General features: G+C 59.7%; 10 protein-coding genes. 7 read left to right on the forward strand and 3 right to left on the reverse strand.

Annotation, left to right across the window (positions count from 1 at the left end):
- The 7 genes from ABIZ35_RS00475 to ABIZ35_RS00505 all read left to right on the forward strand — a co-directional run.
- On the forward strand, window positions 1–669 hold a 669-nt coding region (locus tag ABIZ35_RS00475), incomplete at its 5' end, for a DUF3592 domain-containing protein (RefSeq protein WP_348217909.1).
- Between the two features lie 81 nt (window positions 670–750).
- On the forward strand, window positions 751–1,761 hold the full coding sequence (gene lepB, locus ABIZ35_RS00480; RefSeq protein ID WP_348217910.1) for a signal peptidase I: 1,011 nt from the start codon (window positions 751–753) through the stop codon (window positions 1,759–1,761).
- Window positions 1,762–1,897: 136 nt separating this feature from the next.
- Window positions 1,898–2,914, forward strand: coding sequence for a signal peptidase I (gene lepB, locus ABIZ35_RS00485; protein ID WP_348217911.1), 1,017 nt, complete (start codon window positions 1,898–1,900; stop codon window positions 2,912–2,914).
- A 30-nt stretch (window positions 2,915–2,944) separates the two neighbouring features.
- Window positions 2,945–3,706, forward strand: a complete 762-nt coding sequence (locus tag ABIZ35_RS00490) for a helix-turn-helix domain-containing protein (RefSeq protein ID WP_348217912.1) — start codon at window positions 2,945–2,947, stop codon at window positions 3,704–3,706.
- 78 nt (window positions 3,707–3,784) lie between these two features.
- Window positions 3,785–4,135, forward strand: a complete 351-nt coding sequence (locus ABIZ35_RS00495; RefSeq protein WP_348217913.1) for a hypothetical protein — start codon at window positions 3,785–3,787, stop codon at window positions 4,133–4,135.
- A gap of 216 nt (window positions 4,136–4,351) precedes the next feature.
- A complete protein-coding gene (locus ABIZ35_RS00500) occupies window positions 4,352–7,825 on the forward strand; it encodes a hypothetical protein (protein ID WP_348217914.1) in 3,474 nt (1,157 codons plus the stop codon).
- Between the two features lie 81 nt (window positions 7,826–7,906).
- Window positions 7,907–8,308 (forward strand): DUF2721 domain-containing protein, encoded by a 402-nt coding sequence (locus ABIZ35_RS00505; RefSeq protein WP_348217915.1) that lies wholly within the window; start codon window positions 7,907–7,909, stop codon window positions 8,306–8,308.
- Between the two features lie 2 nt (window positions 8,309–8,310).
- On the opposite strand, the gene tet is transcribed toward ABIZ35_RS00505, so the two are convergent.
- The 3 genes from tet to ABIZ35_RS00520 all read right to left on the reverse strand — a co-directional run.
- Window positions 8,311–9,480: a Tet(A)/Tet(B)/Tet(C) family tetracycline efflux MFS transporter gene (gene tet, locus ABIZ35_RS00510; protein WP_348217916.1), complete on the reverse strand. Its 1,170-nt coding sequence runs from the start codon at window positions 9,478–9,480 to the stop codon at window positions 8,311–8,313.
- 162 nt (window positions 9,481–9,642) lie between these two features.
- Entirely contained in the window at window positions 9,643–11,361 is a 1,719-nt protein-coding gene (locus tag ABIZ35_RS00515; protein ID WP_348217917.1) for a hypothetical protein, read from the reverse strand.
- A 24-nt stretch (window positions 11,362–11,385) separates the two neighbouring features.
- A partial coding sequence (locus ABIZ35_RS00520; RefSeq protein ID WP_348217918.1) for a hypothetical protein occupies window positions 11,386–12,753 on the reverse strand: 1,368 nt, incomplete at its 5' end.

The following is a 12,753-nucleotide window of genomic DNA, read 5'->3' on the forward strand; positions in this document are numbered from 1 at the left end:
GCAGACGCGTCCCCGCCGCCCGCGGGAGTGGTAATCCCCCAGTTTGGCCGTCCGGTCACGGCCGATGTTCTGGAAACGCCTTCGCCTCCAATGGGCGCTGCGGCGCCTCCCGGCATGGCGTCTCCAGGAACGCCGGCAAACGCCTACGACGCAACGCCTTTCTCGCCTCCGGCGGATACGGGGACGAAAATTGCCGTCGGCGTGGGGATCGGCGTCCTCGTGCTGATGCTCTTAGGACGCTTGCTGAATCCGATACGTCTGCTGTTTATTGCGCTTGGCGTCGGCGTGATCTTCCTTGGACACTATCTTGGACATCGGAGCGCGGCGTTTCGGAAGACCGCCATTCAAGCCACCGGGCGGGTGGTGCGCCTGGATCAAAGCGGCTCTGGCGGCGATTCCTATTATTACTCCGTCGTTGATTTTACGACCTATGAGGGCGTCCCGACCGAGTTTCGCGACACGCAGGGCTCGCGGCCGCCGCAGAACCATGTCGGCGATACTGTTAAGGTTTACTACAATCCGCTGGCGCCGACTGATGCGCAGATCGACTCGTCGCTCTCCCAGTGGCTGCCGATCGGCATGTATGTGTTTGGGGCGCTGATGATTCTGGGCGCTGTCGCTGGAAACCCGACACGGGTGGGCGGCGGAGATATGACGGACGCCTTTTGAACCCCTGGGAACTTTTCGCCCCGTGTTTCGAAGTATTGCAGTGTGGCGCAAACGCACTTTGTGTGAGGATGGATTAATCTTTTGACATCGAACTTTACCGATTTCCTCGCGAACCTCAGCTTGATCTGGATCGTTGGGGTCATCACCTTCGCGACGGCGATTCGTCTGGCGCTGGTGCGCCTGCCGTCGCCCTCCGCCCGCTCGGTCGCCGAGTTCCTAGAATCGGGCATCGTCGCCATCGGATTGGTCTTTCTGCTGATCCGGCCATTCTTGATCCAGGCGTTCTTTATCCCATCGGCGTCCATGGAGCCGACGCTGCTCGGGCAGCAGGGCGCGGGCGATCATATCCTGGTGAACAAGCTGGGCATCCGGCTTCATCCGCCCCGGCGTGAGGATATCACCGTCTTTATCGCTCCGCCGGCTGCGGTGGAAGGCACGGCGGAAGCCGCGTCCGGCACGCCGGTAGACTATGTGAAGCGGCTGATCGGCGTTCCCGGCGACCGGATCGAGGCGCATGCGGGACGGGTCGCCATCAACGGGACGGAGTATAGCCACTATACGCTGCGCCAGAAGTTTCTGGAGAACGGCCTGTTCGGCCAGGAAGCCCTGCAGCGTTCCGTGAACGAGCCTGGCTACGACTTGCAGGCGAATTTTCACCTCCGTTTCACCGATAAGGGCGTCACTATCAATGGGACGGTCGTGCCGAATACGAAGATCGCGGAACTGGTGACTGGCCAGCCCAGTCTCCCCGTGACGGTCACGCCGGGCTACACGATGCGCAATGGCGTTCGGCTGGACGAGCCGTTCACTGCCGAAGACCCTGACTATGATCTCAAGATCTATGAAGGTCAGTCCCTCAAAGCCGACAACGGTCACTACCGTCTCAACGGACAGCCGATTTTGTACAATGAGTACGCAGGCTACAATAAAGCGCCCACCGGACCTCTGGCGCCCAATACGTATTATATGATGGGCGACAACCGGAACGACAGCAAAGACAGCACGGAGTGGGGGCCGCTGGAGGGAAACCGAATTGTCGGCAAGGCTCAGTGGATATTCTGGCCGCTCAGCCGCATCCAAACTCTGCATTAGGCGTTTGCGAGCCCTTCACGATGACGTGAAGGGCTTTTTATTTTTTATGTCTCGCGGACGCCCCGGAACTTTTTGCGCCCTCTTTCCAGGTATTGCAGAGGGAGCGAACACGCTTCGTGTGAGGATGGATTAACCTTTGCCGACATCGAACTTCGCCGATCTTATCTCGAATCTCAGTTTGATCTGGATTGCCGGGGCGATCACCTTGGCCACCGCGCTGCGTCTCGCGCTGGTGCGTCTGCCGTCGTCCGCCGTCCGCATGGTCGCCGACTTCCTCGAGTCTGGGATCCTGATGGTCGGGCTCTTTTTCCTGGTAATCCGCCCTTTCTTGATCCAGGTCTTCTTTATTCCGTCGCCCTCCATGGAGCCGACGCTGCTGGGACAGCATGGAGCCGGTGACAAGGTTGTGGTGGATAAATTGGGCGCTCGCCTTCATCCGCCCCAGCGTGATGATGTCACCGTGTTCATCGCTCCGCCCGCCGCCCTGGAGGGATCGCCGGAAGCGGCGTCCGGCGCGCCGGTGGATTTTGTCAAACGGCTAATCGGCGTCCCAGGCGACCGGATCGAGGCGCACGCGGGGCGAGTCTACATCGACGGAGCGCCGTATAGCCATCGAGACCTGCGCGGCCGGTTTCTACAGGCGGGACTATTCGGACAGGGCGCGATCCAGGAAGCCGCCGCCGATCCCGAAAATTACGACCCGCAGGCCGATTATCACGTCCGCTTCACGGACACGGCAGTCACCATCAACGGCAAGGCTGTTCCGAATGAGAAGATCGCTCAGGCTGTCACGGGAATGCCTCACTCCACGGTGAAGATCGTTCCGGGGTACACGATCCGTAACGGCGTTCGACTGGACGAGCCGTTTACCGCCGAAGACCCTGACTACGACCTTAAGATCTGCGGCGGGAAATCTCTGAAGGCCGATAACGGCCGTTACCGGCTCAATGGTCAGTCGATTTCTCAGGACGATTATGCGGCTTTCAGCAAAACGGCGGCAAGCGCAGTTCCTAAGAATACTTATTTTATGATGGGCGATAACCGAAACGACAGCCGAGACAGCACAGAGTGGGGGCCGCTGGATGGGAACAGCATTGTCGGGAAGGTCAAATGGATCTTCTGGCCGATCGGCCGCTTTGGCTCCCTAAACTAATCAGCAAAGGACATTTCTGCGGGCAGCGCCATGCACATCGAAAAATATCGTCCCTGCGACCTTCTCAAACCCTTCGTGCAAACATACATGATCGTGGAAAGCGAGTTCGGCATGGACAGTCATGTCCTGCCGGGCACATCACTCGTGCTCGCCTTTCGCTGCCAGGGGACTGTCGCGAGCGATGGCCAGGATCTGCCCGGCTCCATGGTGACCGGGCTGCGCAAATCACGGCGCATACTTCGCTATTCCCCGCAAACCTCCACACTTCTGGTGGCCTTCACCGAGGGCGGCGCATCCGCGTTTTTCTCAGCGCCGCTGCATGAGCTTTTTGGAGAAACCGTCGCGCTGGAGAATCTAATCCCCCGTCACAAATTGAACCGCGTGGAAGGTCTGATAGTCGAAGCTGCGACGGACATGGATCGGATTTGCCTCGCGGAGCAGTTTCTGTATTCCGAACTCAAGACCGCTCAGGCGGACTTACTGATCCTTGAGGCGGTCCGAAAAATCCGGATGTCTGGGGGCAATCAGAGAATCCACGATCTGGCGGCGGACCTGCATCTCAGCCTGGATCCGTTCGAGAAACGCTTTCGAAGGGCGGTGGGCGCCTCGCCCAAGCAGTTCTCGTCAATCGTGCGGCTGCGAAATGTGATCGGGGGCTACTCGCCGGATCGAAGCCTCTCGGAGGCCGCCCACGCCGCCGGGTATTTCGACCAATCCCATTTCATCAAGGACTTCCAAACATTCACGGGGGCAGCTCCGAAAGAATTCTTCCAGTCGGGCTCGTATTGGTAAATCACTGATTTTTTACAATTCCGGGCTCTCTCTTTCCAGGTAATCTCTTCTCAATTCGAACGAGGAGAGTAAACAGAGATGAACGAGTATGTTTTGATCGTCAGAATTGACCGGGGCGCGCTTGCCCCCGAACAGATCCCGCCGATCCGAGCGGGATGGGATGTCGTGCTGGAAAACTGGAAGTCCCGGGATCAATACGTCACAAGCGATCTCGTTATTGACGAGGGGTATGTGATTTCGGGCGCCGCCCGAGCCGTCGCCTCCGGCGCCGTTTCAGGCGCCGGAGGCGCGATCGTCAGCACCATCACGCTGCGCGCCGAGACGATCGAAGCGGCGATTGAGCTGGCCAAAATCTGTCCGACTCTCGATTACGGCGGAACCGTGGAGGTCCGCGAGCGGCAGATACCGGCTGTTCCGACAGCGAACTGACGCGGCGCATTCGTGTCTTCAGACGCGTTTTAGATTTCGGCGATTCCCCAGGGCGGCGCTCTGGGGAATCTCATCTCTTCTGATTTATCCCCTGTTGCGCTTTTTGCGCCTGTTTCGCGCTATAATTTCTGCGTAACAGGCGACGCCGCCCCCATCGACCACGACGCCGTACGATCCACGACGAACCTCTGATTTCAACAAGACAGGACCTGACAAATGCAGCGTATTCATGAGCCCGGGCAGGATGCCCCGCACGCGAGCCGAAACGGCGCGTATACGGACCACGACGGAATCTCCGCACGCCGTAAGGAGCGGATCGATTACATCACTCTGAAGCTGCAAGTGGCGGGAGAACGGACCGGCTCGGCCGGCGTGCCGCGTGAAGTCGTGGCGCATCTGCGTGAATGGGTGCGCCTGTCGTATGGCGAACAAGCGCCGCTCACGGCCCGCGTCCAGAAGTTCTTGGATCGCTACCTCGCCGAGCTGCATTTGCCGCAGCCGATCCGGCTGCTGGGACTGGGCGAGATTTTTATTTTGGACCGCGCCGGCATGGCTTCGGAACTGTCGCTGCCCGAGCGGGGTGATCTGTTCGAAAGCAGTATCGTCAGCTCCTATCGGCTGCTGAACGATCAGGGAGCGCTGCATAATCCCAAAAGCGATCGGCGCACCACGCAAGGCGTGTTCCATGTCGCCGAAGGCGGCCTGCCGATCCCGGCGGACAAAAGCGCCGTGCCGAAGGAAACGTTCGCGCGCCTGCTGGCCTCCGCCCTGAACCCGCCCAGCGACTTGCTGCGCCTGCCATTCACCTCAGACGACGCCGTTCCCGTCGAAACCTTCGTGTCGCTGATGCTGCGCCCGATCGTCGCGCCCGCCGTTCCGGACGTGTCCCCGCAGCGGACCATGGAGGTGATGTTCCTCGCGCCCGGAAACCTGACGAGCAATCTGGATTTCGTTGAGAGGATCTTCGGCAACGCCGGCGACCCGCATTTGCCGGAGAACAACGCCGGACTGGACATCGAGCATTGGACCGGGCACACTGGCTATATCATTCTCGCCCCGCACCTGCCGACACTGACCAAAAAAGCGCTGGGCCTGCCGCATATTTCCGAGGCGACCGAGCGGCAGAAGCGCGACCGGATGTGCTGGGAGCGTGAGGACGAGTTCTACAACAACGGCGACGCCTTCAAAGTTACGGCGCGCGACGCCGGCGGCGTGATGCTCACGATCATCGCGGACAACTACTACGGCTACTGCAAAAAAGAGGTCAAGACCCAGATTTCGTTCGCCGCGAACCTGTTCGGCATGGTCGAGGAGGAGCACGCGGGCGGCGCGATCGTTTATCCGCAGTACGACCTGGGACGCACGTTCCGGGTCTCCACTCATCTGCCGCGCACGGAGCACTCCTACGAGGGGCTGCTGGAGCTTTACGGAGAAACGATCAACTCATATCCCGAAGGCTATGCCGTCGATCGCGAGTATTCCGACCTGATCTATGTCCCCGAGGACGTCACGATCGATCTCGACAGCCAGACCGTACGCTGGGCGGTGAACGGGGAAACGCAGTCGCTGGCGCTCGATCCCAAGAAAACTTACATCGTCCCCTCGGGCTTCAAAGTCCGTTTGGAAAAGGACGTGGAGTCGGGGCAGTGGCGCCTGATCGGGACCGCCTCGGAAGGCACGTTCTGCCACAAGCCAAGCACGGTCTCCGGCGGCGGCAAATCCGAAATCGCCAAGTCGATCTCGGACGCCATTGTGCATGGCCCCCTCTTTATCGCGGATTTCGAGAAGGATCTGGACGCGGTTGAGGAACTGCTCGCGCGCAGTTACGGCGACCGATTCCGCAAAGGCCCTGAGGAGAATAGCCGCCCGATCCTCAGCCCGGAGCGTTCCCTTGGCTCGGTAATCAAGCTGTTCACGCGCTCTCGCCGGCTTTACACCGACGAGTATAATGCATGGCTCGACGCGATCCCGTATCCGATCAAGCGGCTCGTCTACGCCGTCAAGCGGCTCTATCAGCCGGAGATGGGCGAAAATTGGCGCGAACACTTCAGCGTCGATGTGGTCAACGGCAGCCCTGGCAACGAACTGCGCTTTCAGGACGAGAAGCTGGTCATTCATTCCATGCGCGTCGGTTTCACCGAGGACGGCAAGTGGCGCATGTTCACGCTGCGCTCGGATTTTGTCCCCGCCGCCAAGCTGCAGCAGGAGGACGATATTTCCGCTTCGGTGGTCGTCCCCGCGTCGCGGCTGATGGGGCTGAACCCCAGCTACAGCGGTCCGACAAGCTTCAAGCTCATTCAAAACGCTGAGCGCCGCTTCTTCCAGCGGCCCGACGACGCCATCCATCGCGGCTATGATAAGTTCACGGAGGCTCACTTCGCGCAGCCGGACAACTTCTTCTCGAACTTCGCGCCGCTGACTGGGGCCGACGCCTCCGCGATGATCGCGGCGCCGATCACGTTCGGCCAGTTCACAGAGCCGATGCAGTCCGTGATCGGGCAGGCCGCTGGCAAGAAGGGGTACTTCGTTTCCTCGGCGAACCCGCGTATCGTGGATGGCAAGCCGACCAAGAACCCGCGCTATCTCCAAATGCGTCCGGACCTGATCGATCAATGGCCTGTCTACCTCGCCGAACGCGGCGCGCGCTTGCACCGCGAGCTTCCGCTGGAAATGCCGGTGCACACGCCGGTCAATGCCGTGCTTCCAGGCCGCCGCCTGAACCCGCCGGACGCCTCCGCCGGCATCCGTTCGCTCTCGGTTTACAATCCGATCCACTATCAGGAAACGCCTGAACTGTTCATGGAGCTGATCAGCAGCCTGACCGGTAAGTCGCCGTCCACCACGGGCGCGGGCTCGGAGGGCGCGCTGACGAAAGGGCCATTCAACGCCCTGCCGCCGATCATCGATCTGAACAACGCGTTTGTGTCGCATGTTCTCACCGGGGTCCAGTGTTTCGTCACCGCTGCTGGCTACGTCGGACCGCATTACCGGGTCGACCATGACGTCAGCCTTCTGATCCCCGAGGTCTGGTCGCGCATGGACGTCGCCGAGCGCGATCCGCAGTACTTGATCGAGAACAACTTCCTGGAGAAGTGTCCGGACTTCGAATACGAAGGCCGCACGGTGCTGGCGAGCCGACTGGGGTACCGGATCACGGCGCACTTCGCGCGCACGTTCTTCGGCATCGTTTTCGATAACCCGAGCAACGTCTTTACGCCCGAAATGCTGCGTCCCGAGCTTCAGGACTTGGCGTCGGTGGTGGACGGCATCGACAACATCGTCGAGACGCAAAAATTAATCGCGGAAAACTACTTTGCCGACGGCAGCGTAGAGCACGCCTGCCCTCCGCTCAAGGCCCTGCTGCACATCATGCGGGACGGTGAGTACGAAGGCAAAACCGTCCACGATCCAGAGGTTCGTAATCTCTTCACGCGTGAAAATCTCTTGAGCAGCGACTGGTACCGTGAGCGTCTGCGTGAGCAGCAAGCTCAAGACATCCGTCTTTGGGAAGCGCACCTGACCGCCTTGCAGACGTTCCTTGACCAGGCAAATCCGCTCGACGCCGCGCTGAGCGATGAGAATACGGCGCGTCTCGAAGAAGCCACAGCCACGCTGACGCAAATTGAAAGCGCGCAGTACCTCGAAGACCTGCGCGGCTCCCTCGGCGTCGATCCGTTTGTGCGCGCTTAAGGGTAAAATAAAGCAGCAAACGAGCCCACAAATTTCGGTTTGTGGGCTTTTTTTATCGTCGTTCATTCTCGCGATTTATAAATGGAAATCACACTCAATACTCCCGCGCTTCTTTTTCCTACGATCTCCCTGCTACTGCTGGCTTACACCAATCGATTTCTCGCCATGTCGGCGCTGGTGCGTGATTTGTACGCGCGTCATAAAGCCGATCCAAAGAACCATTTGCTGCGCGGGCAGATCGAGAACTTGCGCTATCGGCTGATTCTTATCCGGAACATGCAGGCGTTTGCGGTGCTGAGCCTGCTGCTCTGCGCCATTTGTATGTTCGTGCTCTTTTTCGGATGGATTGCGCTGGGGAAGGTGATCTTCGGCGTGAGCCTGGTGCTGATGATCGTGTCGCTGAGCTTGTCCGTAAGGGAAATCCAGGTGTCGGTCAAGGCGCTCAATCTTCAGCTCAGCGATATGGAGCAGGATGAGAAGTAAGATCAAATGGCGTGTCGGCGAAGAAGGACCGGCAGGCAGAGAAGATAGAGCGCGGCGCCGCCGAGCCAGACGAGACCGGGAAACGTGGCGCGCGATGCGAAGTAGACCGTGCTGATCAGCAGCGGTCCCGCGATGGAAGCGAGGCTCGTCATGCTGGTGAGCACGCCTTGCAGCCGCCCTTGATGATCTTCTCCCACTTTGCCTGAGAGAAGCGACTGCAGCGCGGGAGCTCCAATGCCGCCCAGGCAGAAAATAGGAAGCAGGACGAACGCCATCCAGCCTTGCGTGGCGAGCGCGATCAGCACGTAGGCCGTGCTGTCGGCGGCGACGCCGACCAGCAGCGCGCGGCGTTCGCCCCATCGTTCGGAGATAGGACCGGAGACGAACGCCTGCGCGAGCGCGTGGAACAGGCCGAATCCGGCGAGCGAAACGCCGATCGTCAGCGGCTTCCAGGCGAATTTATCTTCCCCATACATCACCCAGATCGTGCCGCCAACCTCGCCGATCAATCCCAGCAGGACATAAACGCCAAGCAGCGGCAGCAGGGCGGGGAACGTGAGCGCCCAGCGCAGAGGACGCAGTGGATTGAACGAGAGAGGCGCGCCGCCCGCGCCGTCGCCTGTGCGAGACTCGCGCAGTACGAACAGCGCTAAAATCAGATTGAGACCGTTGAGGACAGCCGCCGCCAGAAACGGCGCGCGGACCCAGACCTCTCCCAATAACCCGCCGATCACCGGACCGGCGATAAAGCCGACGCCAAAGCAGGCGGAGAGCTGTCCGAAGCGTCGCGCGCGCTGATCCTCCGGCGTGATATCGGCGACATACGCCGACGCCACCGACATGCTCGCGCCGGTAATCCCCGAGATCGCCCTTCCCACAAACAGCAGCGTGAGCGACGGCGCCAGCGCCATGAACAGATAATCGACCGCCGACCCCGCCAGCGACAGGAGCAGCACCGGCCGCCGCCCGATCCGGTCACTCCAGGCGCCGAGAATGGGGGAGAAGAAGAACTGCATCAGCGCGTATAGGGCAAGAAAGGCCCCGAACCGCCAGCCCAGGGCGCTGGTATGACCTACGTCGCGCAGCAATCTTGGGATAATCGGCATGGTCAGGCCGATCCCGACGGCGTCCAGGGTGACGGTCGCGAAGATCACAGCAAGCGCTTTTTTCATACAAGCGCTCCTGTTCGGGTTTCATTTCTGGGAACGCGGTATTTACAATGTGAGGACGCGGTCAGGGGCATGGTCTTCTCTTGAGAGTTTTTGAAGCCCGATCGCGCGACACTGCGTGATCGGGTCTTGTGGATTCAATATCGCCACTCCGCGCGTTTTTGCTCAGCGCACGAAGTAATGCCAGCCATATTTCAGATCGAGGCACTGTTTGGGCGTCATCTTCACCTTCCAGCTGACCTTTCCGATGCCGTTGAAGTGGTTCCACCACTCCTGCGCGCTAATTCGGGGCGCGTCTTCGTTGTCGAGCGTGCTGATTTGTTCGACCTTTCCAGGAAGCGTAGCGGTGTCCATGGTTCCCAGGACTTGCCTGGTGATTTCCAGATTAATGTCCTGGCTTTCGTAATTGGTGATCGTCAGCATGCTGGCGATATCGACGCGATCGTAGTTGTTTCCGGCCCAGGTCGCGGCGTTGGCGGCGCGTTTGGTTTCGCGACTGTTCTTGAAGACCTTGACGTTGACCGCCGGAGTCATCGGCAGATCGCTCGTTCCGCCGATGGCGGTGTAAGACATCAGGCCCTGTGCGACCAAGCGGCCATCGCGCAGGATCAGTGCGGGGGCAGTGGTGAGCGGCGCGCTGTTGCTGTTGATCAGACGGATCTTGTGCATGACCGGCGAAGCATCCACTAGCTTCGGCTCGTTGCTGGCTGGAGGGTTGTAATAGGAATTGTTAAGGTACTGCTGTACTTCTATGGGGGGAGAAGCCGGAAGATCGAGCGTGTAGACATCGGTATAAGCGAGATCGTAGCTGGAGATCGGAACGACCATGCGCTCGCCTTTTTTCAGAGTGATATGCGAGACTTTGAAGACAAACAGATCCTCATTGCCGGACGCGCCGGTGACGGCGGGATCGGGTGCGTTCGAATCCGATATTGCCGGCGCGGCGTACGCGCGCTGGGTCGCCATCGCGTTGGAAAAGGCGTAGCCTGTCCGAGAATCCCTGGCCTCGGAGAAGAGGGAGGAAAGTTTTGCGGCGGTTTCCTGCAGCGCGATTGGATCGGTGTTTCCCGCCATGGCGAATGTCGGAACGCCGATCACGAGGTTCGCGGTGACGTCGTTCAAGTCGATCATCTCATTCGCCAGCGTAGCTTCTAATTGAACGTGTGCGTGTCCCTTGCCGTCCAGGTCGATCTTGTAGCTAGGCAGCCACCGGATTCCCTTTTCCAGGTAGACCATTCCCACCTGCGCCTTGTCCTGTTTTCCGCCGGTCCATTCCAGTCGCATCGTCAGCCGCCGACGCTCACTGTCTTCGGTGAGGTCTGAATGGAAGTTATCCTTGAACGAAATGCTTTGAATGCGGTCGATCGGAAACGCCAAAGTTGCCCCGGTGGTTTGCTTGAGAAGCACGATGCTGGGCTGACTGGGCGCGATGACCCTGTCGTCGTTTGCGTCATTCCCGTCCGTGACGACAGCCTTGGGCTGCGGAACGCCGATAATGACGGCGTCGAAGTTGGCGTTGCTGGTATCGGTGATCTGCACGGAGGCCCCGGGATTGGCGTCGAGCATCTCCCGGATCGACGTTGCTGTGCGCGCCATGGTGGTCGTTCGTTTGCCGGCGACCACGGCTGTCAGCTTGGCGCGGGTGTCCCCGGAGTAGGGCCAGAATGTCCCAAGCACGGGCCTGGGGAGCTGATCCACCGTCACGTTGCCGTCCGCGTTGGTGGGGACCGTTCCTTCACGCAGCAAAAACGCGTGCCCGTCTTTGAACACGGTGATCTCCCGAACGGGAAGATTGGTGATCGGAGTGGCGTCCGGCGCCGCCAGACAGGGAGCGCTCAGGCATACGGCGAGCGCCAAACAGTGCAGGAAGGGATATTTCGTCATGGGGTTTTCCTTGTCGTCGTTGAGCTATCGCACGAAATAATGCCAGCCGTACTTCAGGTCCAGGCTCTGCTTAGGGGTGATCTTGACCTTCCAGCTGACTTTGCCGACGCCGTTGAAGTGATTCCACCATTGCGACGCGCCGATTGCCGGCGTGTCTTCGTTATCCAAAGTGCTGAGCTGTGAAAACTTTCCGGGAGCGGAGGCGGCGTCCAGCATTCCGAGGACCTGGCGGCTCACTTCCAGATTGATTGCCTGGTTCTCATAGTTCTTAATCGTGACCATGCTGGAAATATCCACGCGGGAGTATGTCGCGCCTGCCCACTTCGCGGCGCTTGGCGTGCGTTTGGTTTCGCGGCTGTTCTTGTAGACCTTGACGTTGACCGCCTTGGTGAGCGGCAGGTCGGTGGTCGCGCCGATGGCGGCGTAGGACATGAGGCCCTGGGCGATTATCTGCCCCTTGCGCAGCACCAGCGCCGGCGCGGTGGTGAGCGGCGCGCTGTTGCGGTTAACAAGCCGAATCTTGTGCATGAACGGCGAAGCGTCCACCATCTTCGGCGCGCTGCTATAGCTGCTGTAGTTGTTCAAATATTGCCGCACCTCAAGCGGCGGCGAAGCGGGGAGATCGAGGGTGTAAATGTCCGTGTAGGGCAAATCGTAGCTGCTGATTGGCACAACCATGCGCTCCCCTTTCTTCAATGTGACATGAGCGACTTTGAAGATGAACAGATCTTCGTTGGCGCCTTCTCCGGCGACGGTAGGATCGGGCGGAGCTTGCTCCGGCTGATCAGTCGCTGCATATTGCTGCTGCATCTGTACGGCATTGGAAAAATTGGACAGGTTGACGGATTGCGCGGAGGCGCCTGCAATTCTAACAATGGTATCCCGCAAGGAGATCGGATCGAAATTTCCCGCCATGGCGAATGTTGGTACGCCGATGATAAAGTTCGTGGTGACATCGTTCAGATCGATCGTGTCGTTGACCAGTGTGGCTTCTAATTGGACGTGTGCGTGTCCCTTGCCGTCCAGATCGATTTTGTAGCTGGGCTGCCAGCGAATGCCTTTTTCCAGGTAGACCATTCCGACCTGTGCCGTGTCCTCACGTCCGCCGGGCCAGTTCAGACGCATTGTCATGCGTCGCTGCTCGTCGTCGCTGCTGACGTCCGGATGAAAATCGCCTTTGAAAACGACTTTTTGGATCTGGTCGAGCGGAAGCGCCATCGTAGCGCCCGTTGGAAGCTTCAGCAGCACAACTGGCGGCGTTGGCTCCTGCGGCGCCGCGATATTCTCGCTGTCATCATTCGGGGCCATGATTTTCGTCGCGGGACGACGGACGCTGGGCACGCCGATGACCACGGCGTCGAAGGTCGCTTTATTCGTGTCGGTAATCTCCAC

This window comes from Capsulimonas sp., assembly GCF_039929585.1.
Taxonomy (GTDB): Bacteria; Armatimonadota; Armatimonadia; order Armatimonadales; family Capsulimonadaceae; genus Capsulimonas.

Excerpts from the sequence above, each read along its gene's own strand:
- ABIZ35_RS00490 (WP_348217912.1), top strand. The coding sequence starts at position 2,945 with ATGCACATCGAAAAATATCGTCCCTGCGACCTTCTCAAACCCTTCGTG.
- ABIZ35_RS00495 (WP_348217913.1), top strand. The coding sequence starts at position 3,785 with ATGAACGAGTATGTTTTGATCGTCAGAATTGACCGGGGCGCGCTTGCC.
- ABIZ35_RS00500 (WP_348217914.1), top strand. The coding sequence starts at position 4,352 with ATGCAGCGTATTCATGAGCCCGGGCAGGATGCCCCGCACGCGAGCCGA.
- ABIZ35_RS00505 (WP_348217915.1), top strand. The coding sequence starts at position 7,907 with ATGGAAATCACACTCAATACTCCCGCGCTTCTTTTTCCTACGATCTCC.
- tet (WP_348217916.1), bottom strand. The coding sequence starts at position 9,480 with ATGAAAAAAGCGCTTGCTGTGATCTTCGCGACCGTCACCCTGGACGCC.
- ABIZ35_RS00515 (WP_348217917.1), bottom strand. The coding sequence starts at position 11,361 with ATGACGAAATATCCCTTCCTGCACTGTTTGGCGCTCGCCGTATGCCTG.